Origin of the sequence: Oribacterium sp. oral taxon 102, from assembly GCF_013394775.1 — a bacterium.
Classification (GTDB): Bacteria; Bacillota; Clostridia; order Lachnospirales; family Lachnospiraceae; genus Oribacterium.
In genome coordinates this window covers 2,354,612-2,375,197 of record NZ_JABXYT010000001.1, presented here as the reverse complement: position 1 = coordinate 2,375,197, position 20,586 = coordinate 2,354,612, and the positions used below count along the sequence as shown (strand labels likewise).

Sequence of the window (20,586 nt, the reverse complement as noted above, 5' to 3'; positions counted from 1 at the left end):
TGAATGAGGAGGGAAGCAAAGGAAGAGGAGACTATGAGGGAACGTTATACAGATGCGGTGGAGCGGATCCGGGAGATCACAGCAGAGCGGACTGTTGAGAGACCGTTCCGCGACTTTTTCCGAAGGGAAGCGAGGTATATCGGGGAGCTGGACGGCCTGCTTCGGGCGCTTCGCGGCAGAACGGCATGGGAGGCGGACATTGCCTGTCTCCGGGATGCGCAGCGGCTCTATACGGAGGCAGCGGAGCAGTATGAGAGCTCCTATCTGAATCCTGCCTATGCGGCGAGGACGCTTTCGGAGTACGGAGCGGTGCTTTCGGCACTGGCAATGGAGATTCACGGGCTGCTTCCGGACTGCTTCGAGAGGAGAGAGGAGCGGATCACTACTGTGCTCGAGCTCTTTCTGGAGATCTACTGTATGTTTGAGGTGGACAATGAGGACATGCCGACAGCGCGCGCCGTCCGGGACTGCTTCTATTCTTACTGCTATGATTACTCGGAGGAGCTGCAGCGCACGGTGATGGAGGAGTTGTATACGAGGAAGCCGAATCTTCTGAAGCGGATTATCCTGGAGGAGGACTTCCGGAGTACGGACTATCTCTACAGGAGCGGAGAATATGTGTCGGAGGAGTCGCTGCGAACCGCGGAGTTTATCCTCGGGCTCGGAGCGGACGAGATCGACCGGATGGCATATGCCTGGTATTTCGGCTTCAAGGAGGGCTTCCGCCTGCAGAGGAAGCCTTATGAAAAGAAATCCCTGCTTTCCTTCCGCTTCCCGGCAGGCTTCGAACGGGTCGTACAGCGAACTGCGGCGTATTTCGCGGAGGATGGCTATGACTTTTCGCTTCCGCGGCGTCCGCGGGCGCTGCTGCTGCGCTCTCCCAGAGGTGCGGGCAGTTATTATGTGAGCCCGAACCGGCAGCTGGACTATGATCATTCCTATGACCTCGCATTGGTAATGGGAGAGCGGATCAGTGCCAGGATGCTGGAGGAGCGCCGGCAGCTCTTTCGCCGTTATGAGACGGAGGGTGTAAGGGATTACGCCGGACCGGTTGTGATGGAGAGCTTCGGAGAACCGGACTTCGTACCGGAGAATCGGACGGAAGCGTTGTGCTTCTCTCCGCACCAGACAGAGGTTTACGGAAAGTATCAGAGCGCGCTGCAGCGCCTGACCCATGAATACATCCGGGAGGAGGAGCGGAGCTTCACGATCATTGCGTGGCCGCTGCCGTCGATCGGGGCATATTTTCCGGAGATTTTCCGGGAGACGTTCGCCGTGAATACGCTGGACAGTGCGAAATATGGGAAGATACAGGAGCGCCTGATCGCCGCGCTGGACAGCGCGGACTTTATCCGTGTCACGGGGCGGGGCAATGAGACGGACATGCGGGTCTGTCTGCATCCGCTGTCCGACCCTGAGCGGGAGACCCGTTTCGAGAACTGCCTGTCGGATGTGAATATCCCGCTGGGGGAGGTATTCACCTCTCCGGTACTGGAGGGCAGCGAGGGACTCCTGCATGTGAACGAGGTCTTTATCGAGGGGATCTGCTTCCGCGGACTCCGGATTCGCTTCACAGACGGCAGAGTAGCCGACTACAGATGCGAGAACTTCCCGGACAGGGAGGAGGGCAGGAAGCTGATCCGCAGGCTGATCTTCGGAGAGAAGGAGAGGCTCCCGCTCGGTGAGTTCGCGATCGGCACCAATACCCGCGCCTATCGTATGATTGAGCGCTTCGGGCTCGGCGCGAAGATGCCGATCCTGATCGCGGAAAAGACGGGTCCGCATTTCGCAGTGGGAGACACCTGCTATTCCTTCATGGAGGAGATGCGGCTGTACAATCCGGACGGCAGGGAGATCATCGCGAAGGACAATTCCTGCTCGATTCTCCGGAAGACCTGCCCGGAGGACGCTTACTTCGCAGTGCATACGGACATTACGATTCCCTATCGGGAGCTGGGGGATATCCTTGCGGTACGGCGGGATGGCGCGGAGCTTGCCATCGTGAAGGAGGGGAAATTTGTTCTGCCGGGAACGGAGGAGCTGAATGAGGTGCTGTAGGACGGGAGGCGGACAGCAGAGGCTCCGCTTTCGCCTTCTTTTACTCGTCTTCCTGCTGCTTTCCTTTCATCTCTTCTCCTTTTCCACATTTGCGGCGGTCTGGCCGAGTGCAGAGCTGACCGCGCAGGCGGGCGTCGTACTGGATGTGGACACGGGGACGGTGCTCTTCGAGAAGAACGGGACGGAGCGTCTCTATCCGGCATCGATCACGAAGGTTATGACGGCACTGGTCGTGCTGGAGCATGCGAAGCTCGGCGAGAAGGTGACGTTTTCCCATGATGCGGTTTACAATGTGGACAGCGGCTCCTCGAATGCGCAGATCGACGAGGGGGATGTGCTGACGGTGGAGGACTGTCTCTATGCACTGCTTCTGAAGTCTGCGAATGAGGCAGCGAACGCGCTGGCGGAGCACGTCGCAGGCTCGCGCGCTGCCTTTGCGGAGCTGATGAATGAGAAGGCGGCGGAGCTTGGCTGTACGGGCACGCATTTTGCAAATCCCTCGGGGCTCTGGGAGGAGGAGCATTATACGACGGCGGAGGATATGGCGCGGATCGGGCGTGCCGCCTTTCAGAATGAGGATTTCCTCCGGATCGAGGAGAGCCGTTCGCATCGGATCGCGCCAAGCAAGAGGGTTCCGGAAGGGCTCATGATTTATATGGAGCACAAGATGCTGCTGCCGAACAGCGTCTACTATGACGAGAGGGTTGTCGCCGGAAAGACCGGCTATACGCTGGCTTCAGGAAATACGCTGCTTACGCTCGCGAAATCGGGCGGGCGCAGGCTGGCGGCGGTCGTGCTGGGAGACAAAAATCCCGCGCATTATACGGATACGAGGACGCTCCTTGATCTCGGCTTCAATCAGACAGAGAAGCGGACGCTTCCGGACAGCTTTTATAATATGGAGATGCTTCGGAATCGTCTGGTGCAGGATACGGTGGCAGAGGATAGCCTGAAGAGCTCGGAGCTGGAGCTGAAGGGCAGCCGTCTGGTTTCCGTTCCGCTGGGGACGGAGGAGACGGAGCTTCATTATCGTCTGAACTACAATGTTCCGGAAAATGCGCCGCAGCGGGCGGTCGCGGAGATCGAATATCTGCTGGGAGACCGGCAGGTCGGGAGTGACTTTATCGTGAAAGCGCAGTCAATCCGGATTCTGATCGAGGATGCACCGGCAGGAACCAAGGCAGCAGCCGCGGCGGTGACGCTGAGCGGCTTCACGGTACTGGGAATCGTACTTTTCGCACTCTTCGGCGGTGGTGCCGCCGCATGGGCGAGGCGGCTGCACGGGGAACGACAGCGGAGGAAGGAGCTTCGGGAGAATCGCCTCAGGCGTCTTCGGGAGCTGGATATGAGCGAGGAGGAATTTCGGGAGCTCGTAGAGAAGCGGCGGAAAAAGAGAGGATAAGTCCTTGCAAAGCTTCGATGGGCTGTGCTATCATAAGAAAAATTTGCGACGGTCAGGCAGGCTCAATGAATTACACATGGCTTGCCTGAACTGCTGTGAAAGTTCGGAGCAGCAGAACTGCGCTGTCATAAGGAAAAGGAAAAGACTATGACATATTTTTTGACCCCGCGGGGTACTTCCCCTTTTATATCGCAGATTTCGGCTGCTGCCGCGATTCTCTCTCGGCCGCAGCACACGGGACAGCTATCAGAACCAAATCAGGACTTGGCAGCGCAATGAGACGCATCCGCGAAGTCATCTGATTTGGTTTTTTATTGCATAAGCTCCTGTGCAGTGCCGGAGCAGACGCCATGCCTGCATGAGCGGAAGCTCCGGCATTGCACAGGGCAACAGATATGAGCACGGAGCGATGTGAAGCATCGCGAAAGTGCGAATAGCTGTTAGCGATGCGAAAGCTTCGAGAGAAGCGGAGCAGCGCGAGAGCTTATGCAGGTGAAGTGGAGCAGACGCCATGCCTGCATGGGCGGCATTGCACAGAAAGCTTAACCTTACATGAACAGCAGCACTTGAGGAGGAGTAGAATGGACGCTTTTTTGATTCTGGAGGACGGAAGCACCTTTCAGGGGAGCTCGATCGGCTCCACGCGGGAGGTGATCTCCGAAATCGTGTTCAATACGTCGATGACGGGCTATCTCGAGGTATTGACCGACCCGAGCTATGCGGGACAGGCGGCGGTGATGACCTATCCGCTGATTGGCAGCTACGGGGTCTGCGCGGAGGACATGGAATCGGAGCGTCCGCAGCTGGACGGCTTTCTCGTGCGGGAGCTTTCCCGGATGCCGAGCAACTTCCGTTCGGAGAACACCATTCAGAATTTCCTGAAAAAATACGATATTCCGGGTATTGCCGGCATTGACACGAGACAGCTTACGAAGCTGCTTCGGGACAGGGGGACGATGAACGGAATGATTACGACGAAGCGCTACAGCATGGAGGAGAAGGAGGCACTGCTTCTGCGAATCCGTGCGTACCGCGTCACGGGTGTCGTGAAGCGCGTAAGCACGAGGGAGGTCTATACGGCGGAGGCGCAGAATGCGGACGGCAGCCGTTATACGGGGGAGGCGGCAATCAGGAGAGTCGCGCTTCTGGATGTCGGTGCGAAGCGGAACATCATCCGTTCCTTGCAGCGGCTGGGCTGCGAGGTGACGGTCTATCCCTCGGATACGAGGGCGGAGATCATCCTCGGAGCCAATCCCGATGGCATTATGATCTCGAACGGACCCGGGGATCCGAAGGAGAATGCAGAGATCATAGAGGAGGTGAAGAAGCTCTACCGCGCAGAGATTCCGATCTTCGCGATCTGTCTCGGGCATCAGCTCATGGCGCTTGCCACCGGCGCGGACACTTATAAGCTGAAGTATGGGCATCGCGGCGGCAACCATCCCGTCAAGGATCTGGAGAGCGGCAGGGTCTACATCAGCTCGCAGAACCACGGCTACGCAGTGGATACGGCGACAGTCCGCCCGGAGATTGCAAAGGAGGCATTTTACAATGTCAATGACCGGACGAATGAGGGGCTTCGCTACATCGGGAAGCGTATCCTGACGGTGCAGTATCATCCGGAGGCATGCCCGGGACCGAGGGACTCCGAATATCTGTTCCGTCGCTTTATTGACATGATGGAAGCATAGTCCGGGGAGGGAAGAAGATGAGAGATACAAGCATCAGAAAGGTTCTGGTGATCGGCTCGGGCCCGATCGTCATCGGACAGGCGGCAGAGTTCGACTATGCGGGCACGCAGGCGTGCCGTTCGCTCCGGGAGGAGGGCGTCGAGGTCGTGCTGCTGAATTCGAACCCGGCGACAATCATGACGGACAAGGACATTGCGGATCATGTTTACATTGAGCCCCTGACAGTGCCGGTGCTGGAGAAGCTGATCCTTTTGGAGAAGCCCGACTCCGTGCTGCCGACGCTCGGCGGACAGGCAGGGCTGAATCTCGCGATGGCGCTGGAGGAGTCCGGCTTTCTGGAGAAGCACGGCGTGCGCCTGATCGGAACGACGGCGCTTACGATCAAAAAGGCGGAGGATCGCCTCCTGTTCAAGGAAACGATGGAGAAGATCCATGAGCCGGTCGCGGCATCCGAGGTCGTGCATTCCACAGCGGACGGACTGCGCGCTGCAGAGGAGATCGGCTATCCGGTCGTGCTGCGTCCTGCCTACACCCTCGGCGGCTCCGGCGGCGGCATCGCTATGGACAGAGAGAGCTGCAGGGAGATCCTCGAAAACGGGCTGCGCCTCTCCCGCGTGCATGAGGTGCTGGTGGAGCGCTCGATCGCAGGCTGGAAGGAGATCGAGTATGAGGTAATGCGGGACAGCGCGGGCAACGTCATTACTGTCTGCAATATGGAGAATCTCGATCCGGTCGGCGTGCATACCGGCGATTCCATCGTCGTCGCACCCTCTCAGACGCTTTCGGACAGGGAATACCAGATGCTCCGGAGCTCTGCGCTGCATATCATTTCCGAGCTGCATATCACCGGCGGCTGCAATGTGCAGTATGCGCTGCATCCTGAGAGCTTCGAATACTGCGTGATCGAGGTGAATCCCCGCGTTTCCAGAAGCTCTGCGCTCGCCTCTAAGGCGACAGGCTATCCGATCGCGAAGGTGGCGGCGAAGATCGCGCTCGGCTATACGCTGGACGAGATTCGGAATGCAGTGACGGGCAAGACCTATGCCTCCTTCGAGCCGATGCTGGATTACTGCGTGGTGAAGATGCCGCGTCTTCCCTTCGACAAGTTCCTCACGGCGGAGCATCTCCTGGGAACACAGATGAAGGCAACCGGCGAGGTCATGGCGATCGCGCACAGCTTTGAAGCCGGTCTGATGAAGGCGATCCGTTCGCTGGAGCAGAATGTGGACTGCCTTCTATCCTATGACTTCGGGGGGCTGGACGACCACGACCTCCGGAAGCTCCTTTCACAGGTGGACGACCGCAGGATCTGGGTGATCGCAGAGGCGCTTCGCCGCGGCTTCAGCTACTCGGAGCTGCATGAGATCACAAAGGTGGATGAGTGGTTCATTGACAAGCTCCGGATCCTTACGGAGATGGAGAAGCGGCTTCGCGAGGAGTCTTTAAATGAAGTGCTGCTCCGTGAGGCGAAGCGCCTCGAATTTCCGGATCGCGTGATCGCCCGCCTCTCCGGCTACCGGGAAGAGGAGATCCGGGAAATGCGAGAGCGCCGGGGCATCCGGGCCGCGTTCAAGATGGTGGATACCTGTGCGGCGGAGTTTGAGGCGGAGACACCGTATTACTATGCCGTCTTCGGGGCGGAGAATGAGGCAAGCGGTGCATTCCGCGATCCTTCGAAGCAAAAGAAAGTGCTGGTGCTCGGCTCCGGCCCGATTCGGATCGGGCAGGGCATCGAGTTCGATTTCTGCTCGGTGCACTCGACATGGGCGTTTCGACGGGAGGGCTGGGAAACCATTATTATCAATAATAATCCCGAAACGGTTTCTACGGACTTCGATATCGCGGACAAGCTCTATTTCGAGCCGCTGACAGCGGAGGATGTGCGGAATGTCGTAGAGCTTGAGAAGCCGGACGGGGCGGTCGTGCAGTTCGGCGGCCAGACGGCGATCAAGCTGACGGCAGCGCTGCTGGATATGGGGGTGCCGATCCTCGGCACGCAGGCTTCGGATGTCGACGCCGCGGAGGATCGCGAGCGCTTTGACGCGATTCTGGAGCAGACCGGCATTCAGAGACCGGCGGGACGGACGGTGTTCACGGCGGAGGAGGCGAAGAATGCTGCCCGGGAGCTGGGCTATCCGGTGCTGGTGCGCCCCTCCTATGTGCTGGGCGGACAGGGAATGCGGATCGCAATCAACGATACGGACATCGATGAATTTATCGGCGTCATCAACCGGATCGCGCAGGAGCATCCGATTCTGGTGGATAAATATATCCGCGGCAAGGAGCTGGAGGTCGATGCGATCTGCGACGGACAGGATATCCTGATCCCGGGAATCATGGAGCACATAGAACGAACCGGCATTCACTCCGGAGATTCGATCTCCGTTTATCCGGCGAAGTCGCTGAGTGAGAAGGCGAAGCAGAAAATCATCGAGGATACGGAGAAGCTGGCGAGGGCACTTCATGTGAAGGGTATGGTCAACATTCAGTTCATCGCGGACGGTGACGAGATCTATATCATTGAGGTCAATCCGCGTTCCTCCCGGACGGTGCCGTACATCTCGAAGGTGACGGGCATCCCGATCGTGCCGCTGGCGACCCGCGTGATCTGCGGACACAGCATCCGGGAGCTGGGCTATGCACCGGGACTGCAGAAGGAAGCGCCGTACTATGCCGTCAAGATGCCGGTCTTCTCCTTCGAGAAGATCAAGGGCGCGGATATCTCGCTGGGGCCGGAGATGAAATCGACCGGCGAATGTATGGGGATCGCAGAGAACTTCAATGAGGCGCTGTACAAGGCGTTTCAGGGCGCCGGAATTCAGCTGCCGCAGCATCGGAACATGGTCATCAGCGTGAAGGATGAGGACAAGGAGGAGATCGTTCCGATCGCGAAGCGCTTCGAGCGCGTCGGCTACCGCATTTTCGCGACGCGCGGTACCTACCGCTGTCTTCGGGAGGGCGGCGTGAAGTGCTTCCAGGTGCGGAAGGTGGAGCAGGAGTCACCGAATATTCTGGATCTGCTGCTCGGACATGAGCTGGATCTCATTATCGATACGCCGAGAGAGGGCGCGGAGGCATCGAGAGACGGCTTCGTGATCCGGCGCAATGCTGTTGAAACCGGGGTGAATGTGCTGACGGCGATCGATACCGCGGCGGCGCTTGCCTCCTCTCTGGAGAACAGGGCGGAGGAGCTGTCCCTGATCGATATCGCGGCGATGTGAGGGCTCGAAAGGAGGCTGGGGCTATGAGTAAGAAAAGAATGGTGATCGCGCTTGGGCATAAGGATCTGGGCTTCACGCTGCAGGAGCAGTATCAGGCTGTGCAGCATACCGCGGTGCGGATCGCGGACTTCGTTACGGCGGGCTACCAGCTCGCGATCGTGTTCTCCAATGCGCCGCAGGTCGGCAGAATTCATACGGCGATGAAGGATCTGTACGAGAACTACGGCGGACAGTATGAGCGGACGCCGCTGTCCGTCTGCTCGGCGATGAGCCAGGGGATGATCGGCTATGATCTGCAAAATGCGATCCGTGCGGAGCTCGTGAAGCGCGGCATCTACAAGACGGCATCCACGATTTTGACACAGGTCATGGTAGATCCCTATGATGAGAGCTTCTATCAGCCGGTGAAGCGGGTCGGCAAGCGGATGAGCGAAGCGGAGGCGAGACAGGAGGAGGAGAACGGCAATGAGGTGACGAGGCTTTCGGACGGGAGCTTCCAGCGCATCGTGCCCGCACCGATACCGCAGGCTATTGTCGAGATTGATGCTGTCAAAGCGCTGCTGGACGCAGATCAGATTGTCATCGCGGCAGGCGGCGGCGGGATTCCGGTGATGCGGCAGGGCACGCGGCTGCGGGGCGCGGCGGCGGTGATCGAGAAGGATCTGGTCGCGGGGCTTCTGGCGAAGGAGATCGATGCGGATATCCTGCTGATCACCACAGCGGTGGAGCAGGTGTCCCTGCACTTCGGGAAGCCGGAGGAGCAGAAGCTCTTTGAGATGAGCACCGAGGAGGCGAAGCGGTATATCGCGGACGGACAGTTTGAGTTCCGTTCCATGCAGCCCAAGGTGCAGGCAGCGATCGACTTCGTAGCGTCCGGGAACGGGCGGCGTGCGGTTATCACGACACAGGAGCTCGCGGAGAAGGCGGTCGCAGGGCTGGCAGGCACGACGATATACAGTGAGGAACGCGGCAGGTAAGAACGGGGAGGAGAAAAGGCAGGACTTTTCTCCTCCTTGTTTTTTTCAGAAAAAGCGATATAATACAGAACATATATTCCTATAAAGCTCCGGGGGGCTCCGGAATGGGAGGGACATGAAACTGATACATACGGCGGATCTGCATCTGGACAGCAGCTTGAGCAGACATTATACAAGGGAAGGAGCGGAGAGAAGGCGGCAGGAGCTTCTGTCCGGATTTCTCCGCATCCTGGACTTCGCGGAGCGGGAGGACGCGGCAGCTCTCCTGATCGCGGGGGATCTCTTCGATTCTCCGGCAGTTTCGGGGGAAACGCTCCGAACCGTGCTTGATGCGTTTCGGGCGCATGCGGGACTTTCTGTATTTTACCTGCGCGGCAACCATGATACGGAGAATGTTTTCCGCACTTTTTCGGAGGCTCTGCCGGAGAATCTGCATTTTTTCACGACAGACTGGACGAGCTATCGGATCGCAGCACATGTCACGTTGTCCGGCCGGGAGTTTCTGTACGGACGTCAGACTCCGGCGGCACGGGGGGACGCCTTTACGAAGGGGCTCTCGCTTTTGGAGGAGGATTTCAATCTGCTTCTGCTGCATGGCACACTCTCTATGCATGGGGAGGGGCAGGAGAACGGGGAGGGGCTGATTCCGCTTTCGGCGCTTCGGCACCGTGCGATTGATTATCTTGCGCTCGGCCATATACACGGGATACAGGGAGGAGAGCTGGATGCGAGAGGATGCTGGCAGTACGCCGGCTGTCCGGAGGCGCGGGGCTTCGATGAATGCGGGGAGCACGGAGTTTTTCTGCTTGAGATCGATGAGGCTATGCATCACTGTACAAGGCGGCGGGTAGACCTCGGGCTGCGGCATTTTCATGAAATTCCGGTGGAGGTGGATGGGGCGGAGAGCAATGCAGTGCTGCTCGAACGGATGCGCTGTCTCCTGCCTGGAGAGGAGGACGCAGCTCGTTTCCTCCTCAGAGGGAAGCGTGCGCCTTCGCTCCGCATCCATACAGAGTTCCTGCGGCAGCAGCTCGCCGCGTCCCTGCACCTTACGGAGGTTGTGGACGAGACGAGACTCGAGGTCGATTATGAGGGCCTTCGGAGAGAGCCGGGACTCAAGGGGGAATACGTTCGGCTTTTGGAGGAGAGCAGCGAGCTCACAGAGGAGATGAGGACGGAGCTGCTTCAGCTGGGGCTTCGGATTCTGATGGGAGAGGAGCTATGAGACTGCTGCATTGTCATATCGAAAATTTCGGGAAGCTTCACGATTTTGATTTCGACTTCCGGGAGGGGCTGCAGATTCTGCTTCGGGAGAATGGCTATGGGAAAAGCACCTTCGCGGCATTTCTTCGTGTCTGCTTCTACGGCTTTTCGGGGGAACGAAAGCAGGATATCACGGAGAATGAGCGGCGGCGCTATATGCCGTGGCAGGGCGGACGTTTCGGCGGGGAGCTTCGCTTCGAGCGCGCCGGCAGACGCTACCGGCTGGAGCGTATGTTCGGGGAGAAGCGGTCGCAGGATCATTTCGCGCTCTACGATCTGGACAGCGGATTGCCCAGCACGGATTTCAGCGAACGGATCGGAGAGGAGCTCTTCCGGATCGACGCGGCATCCTTTGAGCGGACAGTTTTCAGCGGACAGCTCCGCGTCCGTTCTGAGATGAATGCGGATATCCACGCGAAGCTGGGAGATGTCAGTGAGACGGCGTTCGACATGCGAAGCTTTGAGTCGGCGATGCTCCGGATCAGGGAGGAGCAGAACCGCCTGTCTCCGCTTCGGAAGACAGGGCTGATTTATAAGAAGCGATTGGAGGTGGAGGCGCTTCTGGCGGAGCTTCGCAGGCGGGAGAATGTGGAGGCAGAGTGGAAGCGGATTTCCGGACAGCTTTCGGCGCTCCGGCAGCAGCGGGAGAAGCACCGGAGAAATGCGGCAGCCATACAGACAGAGCTCCATGCCCTTTCCTGTGAACGGGATCGTCTTTTCCATGCTCTTTCAGACTGGCAGAAGGAGCAGCAGAGAAGGCGCGAGATATCTGAGAGAGAGGAGGCGGAACGGCTTCGTCGTGAGGAACAGGAGAGTGGGGAAAGGGAGCGGAGCAGGCACTCCGGCAGACTGCTGTGGGCACTGCTGCTGCGAGGCTTCTCTCTCCTCTTCCTCGTCATGGCGGCAGTTCTCCTTCTGTATGCCTCTCTTCGTCGCGCTTCGTCACAGTTTCTTCTATATAATACCGCCCTTCTGCTGCTGTCTGCGGCGGGCTTCGGACAGCTTGCCGCACTTTTTCTGCGGCGGGGATGGGAGAGACGGCGGAAGGCTGCGGAGGAGGCATCGGATGGCGGGACGCTGACGGGGAGACGGATCGTCGTACAGCAGCCTCCTTCGCGGTCTGATGAGAGCGAGGAGGAAAGACAGAGAGGAGAGGAGCTTTCGGCAGAGCTTCGGCGTTTTCAGGAGAGCGGCGAGGGAAGAATCCTGGAGCTTTCTCAGCGCCTGGAGGAGGAGATGCGTGCCGGGGAGGTAATTTCAGAGCAGCTCCGCGAGGCAGGAGAGCAGGCAGAGGAGCTTTCGGCAGAGCTTCGGACGCTTTCTGAAGCGGCGCTCCGGACGGAACGGACAGAGGAGCTTCGGGCGCTGGAGAAGCGTTATGCCCTGCTGAACCTGACACAGCAGTATCTGCAGCGCGCGAAGGAGCGCTTCGCGAAAAAATACCGGAAGCCGCTGGAGGAGGGCTTTCGGTATTACTATCGTCTTTTGCTTGGAACCACCGATGGCTCGCTGCCCTCGGAGGAGGTGCAGTCCTTCCGGCTGGATGCGAATCTGGAGATCCGCTTCCGGCAGGAGGGGCGGGAAAGAGGGATCGCCTGTCTCAGCGAGGGGTATCGGGATCTGCTTTTTCTCTGTCGGCGCTTTGCGGTCATTGACAGTATGTATCGGGCGGAAAAGCCCTTTCTGATACTGGACGATCCCTTCGTAAACCTTGATGATGACAAAATGAATGGAGCGATGGACTTCCTGCAGCAGTGCGCGGGGCGCTACCAGATTCTCTATCTGACCTGTTCGGAGAGCCGGAGCGGATATTGAGGAGGCTTCTCCCTATGCAGGGACGCTTTCCGTCTCTTGTCCGCCCTGCCTCTTTCTCCGTTCCCCGCGGAGAAAATACCTGAGAATACAGCCCAGCGGGATAAGCATGGCGAAAGAAAGCAGGCGCAGCCTTTCTCCGGTTTCCGGAGGGGTGAAGTCCAGCATCGCAGCGATAAGGTTGTTTGCGATGTGTACCAATATGGGAAAGAGCAGATTCTGCCTTTTCTCATAGAGGATCGCGGCAACGGCGCCCATGCAGCTGGCGTAGACAGCCTGCACCGCATTCATGTGATAGATACCGAATAATACGGAGGACAGCAGGATCGATATCCCGACGGGGGCGATTTTCCGCAGAGAACGGAAAACGATGCCGCGGAACAGAAGCTCTTCTATAAATGGGGCGGCGATCACCGCGGTTAAGATTTCGACGAGCAGCCTCCCTCCGCCAAGCCTTTCATTTCCTGCATTCATCGCGGCAATGCTTTTTTGAAGCGCAGGGATCTGTTCTGCCAGCATGATCCAAAGGAGAGAAACGCCGGAGACGCCTATGCCTGCGAGGAAGCTCAGAACAGAGTCCCGAAGTTCCGGCACGGCTCTCTCCTTCGTATCTTCCTGACCGAAGAGCAGCCTGTAAAAGACATAAAACAGGAGAATCAGAATAACATAGATAAGAAGCTCCGTTAAATACGAGAATTCTGCAATCTGTGCCGCGGGAAGCTGCAGAACACCCAGAAAGAGCCCTTCGAAGAGAAGATACAGGAGGTTGAAGAGCAGGAAATGCGCCGCAATTGCGAGAATGGGAATCGCGAGGAAACGTGCTCTGCCCCATGCCGCCGTATTGTTCTTGTTCATAGCTGCCCTCTATATCAGTCCTTCTTATTCAAGGCTTGAAGCTGCTGCTCGATTTCCGAAACCTTTTTCAGATCCTCACGGAGCGTTTTCAGCTCCTCCTCGGTAAAGTCGTCCTTCGCTTCTTCCAGCTGTGTTTTCAGGAATTCATCATATGGGGTATCCATGCTCTGCACTGCCTTGTCCTTTTGGATTTTTGCGAACAGTCTGTCCCAAAGCGTCTTGTGTGAGGAGAAGATGTCGTTTTCCTTCGCCAGAAGCGCTGTCATTTTGTCGTCAGCGCTTTCCTTGGCGGTATCTCCGGAGATGACGGTGTTTACCTCGCCGCCGTTCTTCAGCTCGTCCACAGCCTTGAGGATCTGCTCCATCCTCTTCTCATTCTCGATGCTGCCTACGATAGGCTGCCCTATGATATTTCCGTTCTTGTCGATGAGAATGGTGGTGGGGAAGCTGAAAATCTTCTCGAGATAGTTCAGCGCATCCTGCCCGCCGTTCAGATAGATATTTCTGTAGCTGACGCCCTGCTTGGAGAGAATTTCCTTCGCTGCCGTCAGAGCGGCTTCATTGTCGTTTGTCGCTTCGACATTTACACCGATGAGCTCGGCACCCTTCTCCCGGAGCTTGGCGTTGAAGCTCTCGAGCGCAGGCATCTCGTTCACGCAGGCGGAGCAGCCGTTAAACCAGAAGTTGAGCAGTGTCGCCTCGTTTTCCCGGAAGAGGGACTCGTCTACCTCGTTGCCGTCGAAATCCTTCCCCTGAAAGCTGGGGAAAGCTTCCGCGACCTGCTGTGAAGCGGTCGCCTGCTCCGGAGATACGGGTGCAGCGGACGATGGAGCAGATCCTCCGCAGGCCGCCAGCGAAGCGGTTGTCATTGCGATGAAAAGTACAGACACAAGCTTCTTTGAGAGTTTCATTTTATTATTTTCCTTTCTTTTTCTTTTTGCCTCATACCTGTTTGTGGCACAAGAGCTGTGAAGCAGCGAAGTGTCGCGCAGATGCATACAGTATGCGGCGTGACAGATCACATGTGCGTTTACTGTACGGCTTACGGCATGGCCTCGGAGGGAGTGAGAGAGGCTTTCCCTCCGAAGTGAATATGAATCGCCTTTGTCGGACACGCCTTCACGCATTCGCCGCAGCGGATGCATTCCGTATGCGCGGCGTTTTTCGTGATATCCACATCCATCTTACAGAGCCTGCCGCATTTTCCGCAGGAGATGCAGCTGTGCCGATCTACAGTATAGCTGAATAGAGAAACTCTGTTGAACAGGGCGTAGAACGCACCGAGCGGACACAGCCACTTGCAGAACGGACGGTAAAACAGTACGCTGAGGGCAATGACGGACAGCAATATCCCGGATTTCCATGTAAAAAGCGGTCCCAGCGTCGCCCGGATGCTGCCGTTTGCGAGAGAGAGTGGGATGCCGCCTTCCAGGATTCCCTGCGGGCAGACATATTTACAGAAATACGGCGAGCCCATTCCGGCGTTGTTGGTGAGCAGGATGGGCAGCGCAGTGACTGCGACTGCCAGCATTCCGTACTTCAGATACCGCAGCGCTCGAAGCCCTTTGGTGCTGAACTTCTTCACGGGGATCCGATGCAGCAGATCCTGAAACCATCCGAAGGGACAGAGGAAGCCGCAGATAAATCTGCCGAGCATGACACCGAAGAAAATCAGGATGCCGCTGATATAATACGAAAAATTAAATTTGGATGAGCCCGTCACCGCCTGAAAGGCGCCGATCGGGCAGGCTCCCGTCGCAGCCGGACAGGAATAGCAGTTGAGCCCCGGCACACATACCTGCTTGAGCTTTCCATTGTACAAGGTTCCCTTTACAAAATTGGGAAGATGCGGATTTGTCAGAAACGCGGCAAGCATTTGGATGGTATTTCTTTTTTTGAGGAAATGCCAAAATGAGCTTATTCTGTTCTTTTTCATTTGATTCCTATCCGATCCCGACACATTCTAAGCATAGGCGGATCGCCTTGCTGAATACCGTCTCGACCTCTCCGCGGTATGCGCCGATACATACGAAGACGGCAGATGCCGCCAACAGCGCTGTCTGGGCGAGACGCTTCCTCCGAAGCTTGTCTGAGAAATTCATTTTGTCTGCCTCCTTTTTATACTTTTCCGGCGGGCCTTCGTATGCGCAGTTCGTCGGAATTGCATTTGGCCTCCGCTCCGTCGTTTCTGTTCAGCGAATCGCGGATGACTTACCGGAACGATAACGAAATATAGCAGATCCGGCATAAAATTTTTGTTAAGGGAGTGTTGATTTGACTCTTCTAAAAAAATCTTATTCCTGTATAATAAATCAAAGCCCTGCGTTCGATAGGACGGGCATCGGGATAGAAACAGGAAAAATTTTCCGGCAGAATTTACGAAGGGAGCGTGAACCGGTTATGAGGATATTGGTAGTTGAAGATGAGAAGACGCTTTGCGAAACCGTTGCCAAGGGGCTGCGGTTGGACGGATATGAGGTGGATACCTGCTTTGACGGAAATACCGCGTTGGATACGGCGCTGACAGAGAGCTATGATCTCATTATACTGGATCTGAACCTCCCGGGGATGGATGGCATGGAGGTGCTTCGGAATTTTCGTAAGGAGGACGCGGAAACCAGCGTGCTGATCCTTTCCGCACGGGGACAGCTTCGGGACAAGATCGACGGTCTGGACAGCGGGGCGAACGACTACCTCTGCAAGCCCTTTCACTTCGAGGAGCTGGAGGCGCGCGTGCGCAGCCTTACCAGAAGGCGTGTCATCCAGAATAATCTCATCCTCTCGTGCGGGGAGCTTTCGCTCGATACGAAGGCACGCACGGTATCCGCACGCGGCACGGAGCTGTCCCTGACCCGAAAGGAATTCGGGCTTCTGGAATATCTGATGCTGCATCCGGAGCAGCCGCTGAGTCAGGAGGAGCTCATCCAGCATGTATGGGACGGAAGCGTCGACAGCTTCAGCAATTCGATCCGCGTACATATCTCAGCGCTTCGCAAGAAGTTGCGGACGGCACTGGGCTATGACCCCATCACGAACCGCATCGGACAGGGGTATATGATAGGAGCAAATACGAATGAATAGGCGGCTTTCCCTCCAATGGAGACTTACGGCAGTCACGGCGCTGATGGTAATCGTGTCCTGCCTTCTGCTCAGCTATTTCATCAGCAAGTCCGCCCTGCTGTATATGGGAGAAATTGAGGATTCGGCGATCGCCATCCTCCCCTCTGTCGAGCTGCCGGAGAATTTCACCGGCGATTTCGAGGTGCATCTGGATCCGAAGGCAGTACTCTCCGATATGATTCAGAGCACGCAGACGGAATTCTGGACGAAGAGTCTGCTGATTACGCTGATTATCACGCTGGTCAGCAGCGCCATGATGTACTTCATCATAGGCAGCTCGCTGCAGCCGCTGCGTCGGCTGGGGAGGCAGATCGAGGATATTCAGGCGAAAAACCTGAGGAGGCTCGTCGCTTCGGACGGCAGCTCTGCAGAGATTGTGCAGCTGACCGATGCGTTCAATGCGATGCTGAAACGGCTCGGCGATACGCTTTCCGCGCAGAGGCAGTTTTCCGCCAATGCCGCGCACGAGCTGCGCACTCCTCTGGCAGTCATGCGCACGAGGCTGGAGGTCTTTGAAAAGAGCGACGCGCCGGAAATTGAGGAATATCGGGAGCTGCTCGGCATGATACGGGCACAGACCAACCGCCTGTCGCAGGTCATAGATATCCTTCTGGAAATGACGGAGCTGCAGGCAGCGGAGAAGGGAGATACGATCCGGCTGTCCGAGATGGCGGAGGAGGTGGTCTGCGACCTGACGGCGGTTGCAAATAAAAGAGATATCCGTCTCATACAGAAGCCCGGCAGCGCGGAGATCACAGGCAATGATACCTTGGTCTACAGGGCGATTTATAATCTGGTTGAAAATGCGATCAAGTACAATCGTCCGGGCGGGGAGGTATCGATCGAGGTGAAGGAGGATGAGGAATTTGCGAGTGTCCTCATTTCGGATACCGGAACGGGCATCGACAGAGCGGACTGGGAGCAGATCTTTGAGCCGTTTTTCAGAGTGGATAAGTCCCGAAGCCGTGAGATGGGCGGCTCAGGGCTGGGACTCGCACTGGTGAAGGAGATCGCGCAGCAGCATGGCGGAGCTGTGCGGGTGCGGAAGAGCACGGAGCAGGGGACGCAGATGGAGCTTCTGCTCAAAGGAAACGGCGGCAGGCGGGGGCGTGAGGGAAGAAGAAATGACGGGCGTTTTCGGCAGAACGGATTCTGAAAGGTGAGGAACACTTGAGAGACAGAGAGAGGAAAGACAGAAAAGACAAGCGGAGGGAGGCGGACGGCACGCCGGACGCAGCGGGGAAGAAAGCCAGATCGGGGAGGGGCGCATCACTCGTCTCGAGGCTCGCCACCGGCTTTATCCTCTTAACGCTCGCCGCAGGAGTAGGGATGCTGCTCTACCCGACCGTCAGCGAGCGGCTGAATGCGCTGCACCAATCGCAGGCGATCGCAGGCTATACGAAGAGAGTGGAGACGCTGGAGCCGGAGGACTATGATGCCATGTTCGCGGCGGCGGAGCGCTACAATGCGGCGCTTCTCCGGAAGCCGGATCGTTTCCGGCCTACGGCGGAGGAGCTTGCGGAATACAATGGGCTGCTGGATCCCAGCGGGAACGGAATCATGGGCTATGTGACTGTGCCGAAGATAGACGTCCGTCTGCCGATTTACCATGGCACGGATGAGACGGTGCTGCAAACTGCGATCGGGCATATCCCCGGGAGCTCTCTTCCGGTGGGCGGGAAAAGCACGCATGCAGTCATCAGCGGGCATCGCGGGCTCCCCAGTGCCAAGCTGTTTACCCGTCTGGATGAGCTTATGGCGGGAGACGGATTTATATTGACGGTTCTGAATCGGGAGCTGTATTACCAGGTGGATCAGGTGACGGTGGTGCTGCCCTCGGAAATCGAGGACATCCGGATCACAGAGGGAGAAGATTACTGCACGCTGGTGACCTGCACGCCCTATGGGATCAATTCGCATCGAATGCTGATTCGGGGGCACCGGGTGGATCGTCTTCCGGAGGCGGCGTCGGACGGCGGGGGAATGGCGGAGGATACCGCGGATGACACGCCGGAGACGGCGCAGAGCGGCAGAGAGATTCCGGATTGGATGCCGCTTGCCTTTGCAGGCTTCGCTGTACTGGTGATCGGCGGTGCGCTGCTGGCCCCTGTGAAGAGGAGAAGAAAATAAATGTTTTTGACTGTCTGAATAAGAAAAAATTATAATATACCGCTTTTTTTTCAGAAGTACTCGACAAAGCTATGAAAATTGCTGCGTAATATATGAATTGTGCGAAATATTTCGATAGGAAAGGGAATAGAGACGGGAGGAACCGGAAGTAACTAGAAAACAAAGACAGGACATAAAAAAATAAATAGTGGAATTATCTGACGAAATAGGCTATAACAAATTATAGAGGTATATAGTTCGACAGGAAATAACGTATGATGAATATTTTTGATGCATTTTGATGAACTTTAATGAACTTTAATGAGATAAGAGCATAGGTATGAGAGTATTGTTTAGAAAATTTTGTGCGCTCGCGTTCACGCTGGTGCTTTCGGGGCTTCTCGCCGTATCTGCTTTCGCGGAGGAGGGGAGACTCAGGGTAGAGGGGCTTCAGGATCGGAATGGAAGGGCGATTTCCGGTATGGAGCTGTCCCTCTATCAGGTTGCGCTCCGGGAGGCTTCCGGAGATTTTACGGTTTCCTCTGCTTTCAGTCCGATTGTCAGCGCGGAGCAGCTTTCCGCGCTTCAAACCCTCAATGCGGAGCAGCTTCGGGCGTTTTCCCTGCGTCTTAGGAATGAGGAGAGAAGCCGCGGCATTGCCGCCCTGGACAGAACGATTTCGGATAGAGAGGGGAGAGCGGCATTTGGGCAGACGCTTCCGGAGGGAATCTATCTTTTGGATTATGCGAATTGGCGGTATTTTTCCTCGAATCCGAGTCTGTTTTCGGTTCCCGCCGCTGCCGTAGGGCAGGACGGGACGATTACCGTTTCCTACGATATCGTTCTGCGCGGGAAGGTGGAGGATGATACGCCGTCGGAGCCGAACCGTCCGAATCCGCCGGAGACCTCCCCGACGCCGCCGGAAACGGTTCCGACGCCTCCTGCGGAACCGGAGATTCCGCCGGTTCCGCAGGATCCGGGGAATGTGCTCGGCGCACTCCGGGAGCCGGTCAGGCAGGCAGCGCAGCGGGTACTGGGCGCAGTCAGAGGGATTGCCACGGGAGATGAGAGCAGGGGAGCAGTGTTTCTGCTGCTTACGGTTTGTGCAGGAATAGGGCTTTCCGTCTGGAGCGTAGCTTTCGTACGCGGTAAGGGAAAGAAGAAAGAGAAAGAGAGAGAATGAAGGATAAGAATCGGAGAAAAACGGAATACAGGCACGGCGACCTGCTCCGGGGGCTGCGCACGCTTCTACGGCAGCAGGTGCGCCCCTTTCTTGCGTATACCCTGATTTTTGTTGTAACAGGCAGTATGCTTCTCTCCGCGGCGGAAAGAACCGGAGCAGCGGAGGCGTTCTTCTCGGAAGTAATATACGGGACAGAGGGGGATGACGCCGCCCTCAGCGGAGACGAGCGGGTCAATGCGATTCTGGAGCGGTACGGCAGAGGAGAGCTCGACGGAGAGGAGGCGCGGCGGCTTCTCGCGGTGGAGGGCGTTTCCATTAGCAATGCTCCGATTTCCTTCGAGGATGAGGAGGAGCTTACCGCGGAGGAGCTTACGGAGCTGGAGGATGCGGCAGAGCTTGCTCTGAGAGAAAAGAGGCTGAAGGAAACGGAAAGCTCTTTTCTGCTTGTGCGTATAGAGGGAGAGGATGTCCTTCCTCGGAGAGCCTCGGAGAGTGAGCTTCGGTCTCGGGAGGAGAAGGCATCCCCCAGCAATATAGACGGAGAGAAAGAGATCGCCAGCTCCAGCGAGCTTCCTGCGGAGACAGGGAGCAGAGAGGAGTCCGGCATTACCCCGCGTTCTGTGTCGGGACACGCTGAAGCAGCATCCTCTGAGTGGGAGGAGATGGATCTTCTCTCCGAGCTTGGAGACGAGCTGTCTTTTCCGGAAGACTTCATTACTTCCCTGATCGCAGTGCGCGGAGCAGGGGCAGATGGAGCGGAGCAGAAGCCGGAGAATCTGAAGGACTATCTCGGAAAGGACGATATCCGCTTCGAGCGGAAGGGACCGAGTGATGCAGCGTGGAAGCCGGTAACGCCGGAGAATCCGATCCGGCACTGAGACAGCATCGCGCTTTC

16 protein-coding genes are annotated in these 20,586 nt (G+C 57.1%); 12 read left to right on the top strand and 4 right to left on the bottom strand.

The genetic code is table 11. The annotated features are described in order from the left end of the window. The first annotated feature begins 33 nt into the window (after nt 1-33). From HW273_RS10595 to HW273_RS10565, 7 genes are all read left to right on the top strand, one after another. Nucleotides 34-2,058 carry an aminopeptidase gene (locus HW273_RS10595; RefSeq protein ID WP_179012187.1) on the top strand — a complete coding sequence of 675 codons (2,025 nt, stop codon included), beginning with the start codon at nt 34-36 and terminating at the stop codon, nt 2,056-2,058. Next, the gene (locus HW273_RS10590; protein ID WP_179012185.1) at nt 2,045-3,460 is read left to right on the top strand and encodes a D-alanyl-D-alanine carboxypeptidase family protein; all 1,416 of its coding nucleotides are present in this window, start codon (nt 2,045-2,047) and stop codon (nt 3,458-3,460) included. Before HW273_RS10595 ends, HW273_RS10590 begins: the two co-directional genes overlap by 14 nt. A 581-nt stretch (nt 3,461-4,041) precedes the next feature. Beyond that, a complete protein-coding gene (locus HW273_RS10585) occupies nt 4,042-5,151 on the top strand; it encodes a carbamoyl phosphate synthase small subunit (protein ID WP_179012183.1) in 1,110 nt (369 codons plus the stop codon). 17 nt (nt 5,152-5,168) lie between these two features. Continuing rightward, complete coding sequence (carB, locus tag HW273_RS10580; protein WP_179012181.1) at nt 5,169-8,372, top strand: carbamoyl-phosphate synthase large subunit; 3,204 nt, start codon at nt 5,169-5,171, stop codon at nt 8,370-8,372. A 23-nt stretch (nt 8,373-8,395) separates the two neighbouring features. Beyond that, nucleotides 8,396-9,349 (top strand): carbamate kinase, encoded by a 954-nt coding sequence (arcC, locus tag HW273_RS10575; RefSeq protein ID WP_179012180.1) that lies wholly within the window; start codon nt 8,396-8,398, stop codon nt 9,347-9,349. Nucleotides 9,350-9,464: 115 nt separating this feature from the next. Continuing rightward, nucleotides 9,465-10,574, top strand: a complete 1,110-nt coding sequence (locus HW273_RS10570; RefSeq protein ID WP_179012178.1) for a metallophosphoesterase family protein — start codon at nt 9,465-9,467, stop codon at nt 10,572-10,574. Further along, entirely contained in the window at nt 10,571-12,427 is a 1,857-nt protein-coding gene (locus HW273_RS10565) for an ATP-binding protein (RefSeq protein ID WP_179012176.1), read from the top strand. Before HW273_RS10570 ends, HW273_RS10565 begins: the two co-directional genes overlap by 4 nt. 12 nt (nt 12,428-12,439) lie before the next feature. Here HW273_RS10565 and HW273_RS10560 read toward each other — a convergent pair whose 3' ends face one another. The 4 genes from HW273_RS10560 to HW273_RS10545 form a co-directional block, all read right to left on the bottom strand. Beyond that, the gene (locus HW273_RS10560) at nt 12,440-13,279 is read right to left on the bottom strand and encodes a CPBP family intramembrane glutamic endopeptidase (protein ID WP_179012175.1); all 840 of its coding nucleotides are present in this window, start codon (nt 13,277-13,279) and stop codon (nt 12,440-12,442) included. Nucleotides 13,280-13,293: 14 nt separating this feature from the next. Beyond that, entirely contained in the window at nt 13,294-14,190 is an 897-nt protein-coding gene (locus HW273_RS10555; RefSeq protein ID WP_179012173.1) for a TlpA family protein disulfide reductase, read from the bottom strand. Between the two features lie 131 nt (nt 14,191-14,321). Beyond that, nucleotides 14,322-15,155, bottom strand: a complete 834-nt coding sequence (locus HW273_RS10550; RefSeq protein WP_179012172.1) for a 4Fe-4S binding protein — start codon at nt 15,153-15,155, stop codon at nt 14,322-14,324. A 67-nt stretch (nt 15,156-15,222) separates the two neighbouring features. Beyond that, nucleotides 15,223-15,381 carry a CD1871A family CXXC motif-containing protein gene (locus HW273_RS10545; protein ID WP_179012170.1) on the bottom strand — a complete coding sequence of 53 codons (159 nt, stop codon included), beginning with the start codon at nt 15,379-15,381 and terminating at the stop codon, nt 15,223-15,225. 298 nt (nt 15,382-15,679) lie between these two features. On the opposite strand from HW273_RS10545, the gene HW273_RS10540 reads away from it, so the two are divergent. The 5 genes from HW273_RS10540 (at nt 15,680) to HW273_RS10520 (ending at nt 20,569) form a co-directional block, all read left to right on the top strand. After that, nucleotides 15,680-16,360: a response regulator transcription factor gene (locus HW273_RS10540; protein ID WP_179012168.1), complete on the top strand. Its 681-nt coding sequence runs from the start codon at nt 15,680-15,682 to the stop codon at nt 16,358-16,360. Continuing rightward, on the top strand, nt 16,353-17,555 hold the full coding sequence (locus tag HW273_RS10535; RefSeq protein ID WP_179012167.1) for a sensor histidine kinase: 1,203 nt from the start codon (nt 16,353-16,355) through the stop codon (nt 17,553-17,555). Before HW273_RS10540 ends, HW273_RS10535 begins: the two co-directional genes overlap by 8 nt. 14 nt (nt 17,556-17,569) lie before the next feature. After that, on the top strand, nt 17,570-18,529 hold the full coding sequence (locus HW273_RS10530) for a class C sortase (protein WP_207718945.1): 960 nt from the start codon (nt 17,570-17,572) through the stop codon (nt 18,527-18,529). Nucleotides 18,530-18,848: 319 nt separating this feature from the next. Beyond that, the gene (locus tag HW273_RS10525) at nt 18,849-19,691 is read left to right on the top strand and encodes a hypothetical protein (RefSeq protein ID WP_179012165.1); all 843 of its coding nucleotides are present in this window, start codon (nt 18,849-18,851) and stop codon (nt 19,689-19,691) included. Next, a complete protein-coding gene (locus HW273_RS10520; protein WP_179012163.1) occupies nt 19,688-20,569 on the top strand; it encodes a hypothetical protein in 882 nt (293 codons plus the stop codon). Before HW273_RS10525 ends, HW273_RS10520 begins: the two co-directional genes overlap by 4 nt. Nucleotides 20,570-20,586 lie beyond the last annotated feature (17 nt).

Excerpts from the sequence above, each read along its gene's own strand:
- HW273_RS10565 (WP_179012176.1), top strand. The coding sequence starts at position 10,571 with ATGAGACTGCTGCATTGTCATATCGAAAATTTCGGGAAGCTTCACGAT.
- carB (WP_179012181.1), top strand. The coding sequence starts at position 5,169 with ATGAGAGATACAAGCATCAGAAAGGTTCTGGTGATCGGCTCGGGCCCG.
- HW273_RS10555 (WP_179012173.1), bottom strand. The coding sequence starts at position 14,190 with ATGAAACTCTCAAAGAAGCTTGTGTCTGTACTTTTCATCGCAATGACA.
- HW273_RS10550 (WP_179012172.1), bottom strand. The coding sequence starts at position 15,155 with ATGCTTGCCGCGTTTCTGACAAATCCGCATCTTCCCAATTTTGTAAAG.
- HW273_RS10535 (WP_179012167.1), top strand. The coding sequence starts at position 16,353 with ATGAATAGGCGGCTTTCCCTCCAATGGAGACTTACGGCAGTCACGGCG.
- HW273_RS10560 (WP_179012175.1), bottom strand. The coding sequence starts at position 13,279 with ATGAACAAGAACAATACGGCGGCATGGGGCAGAGCACGTTTCCTCGCG.
- HW273_RS10585 (WP_179012183.1), top strand. The coding sequence starts at position 4,042 with ATGGACGCTTTTTTGATTCTGGAGGACGGAAGCACCTTTCAGGGGAGC.
- arcC (WP_179012180.1), top strand. The coding sequence starts at position 8,396 with ATGAGTAAGAAAAGAATGGTGATCGCGCTTGGGCATAAGGATCTGGGC.
- HW273_RS10520 (WP_179012163.1), top strand. The coding sequence starts at position 19,688 with ATGAAGGATAAGAATCGGAGAAAAACGGAATACAGGCACGGCGACCTG.
- HW273_RS10590 (WP_179012185.1), top strand. The coding sequence starts at position 2,045 with ATGAGGTGCTGTAGGACGGGAGGCGGACAGCAGAGGCTCCGCTTTCGC.
- HW273_RS10545 (WP_179012170.1), bottom strand. The coding sequence starts at position 15,381 with ATGAATTTCTCAGACAAGCTTCGGAGGAAGCGTCTCGCCCAGACAGCG.
- HW273_RS10525 (WP_179012165.1), top strand. The coding sequence starts at position 18,849 with ATGAGAGTATTGTTTAGAAAATTTTGTGCGCTCGCGTTCACGCTGGTG.
- HW273_RS10595 (WP_179012187.1), top strand. The coding sequence starts at position 34 with ATGAGGGAACGTTATACAGATGCGGTGGAGCGGATCCGGGAGATCACA.
- HW273_RS10570 (WP_179012178.1), top strand. The coding sequence starts at position 9,465 with ATGAAACTGATACATACGGCGGATCTGCATCTGGACAGCAGCTTGAGC.
- HW273_RS10540 (WP_179012168.1), top strand. The coding sequence starts at position 15,680 with ATGAGGATATTGGTAGTTGAAGATGAGAAGACGCTTTGCGAAACCGTT.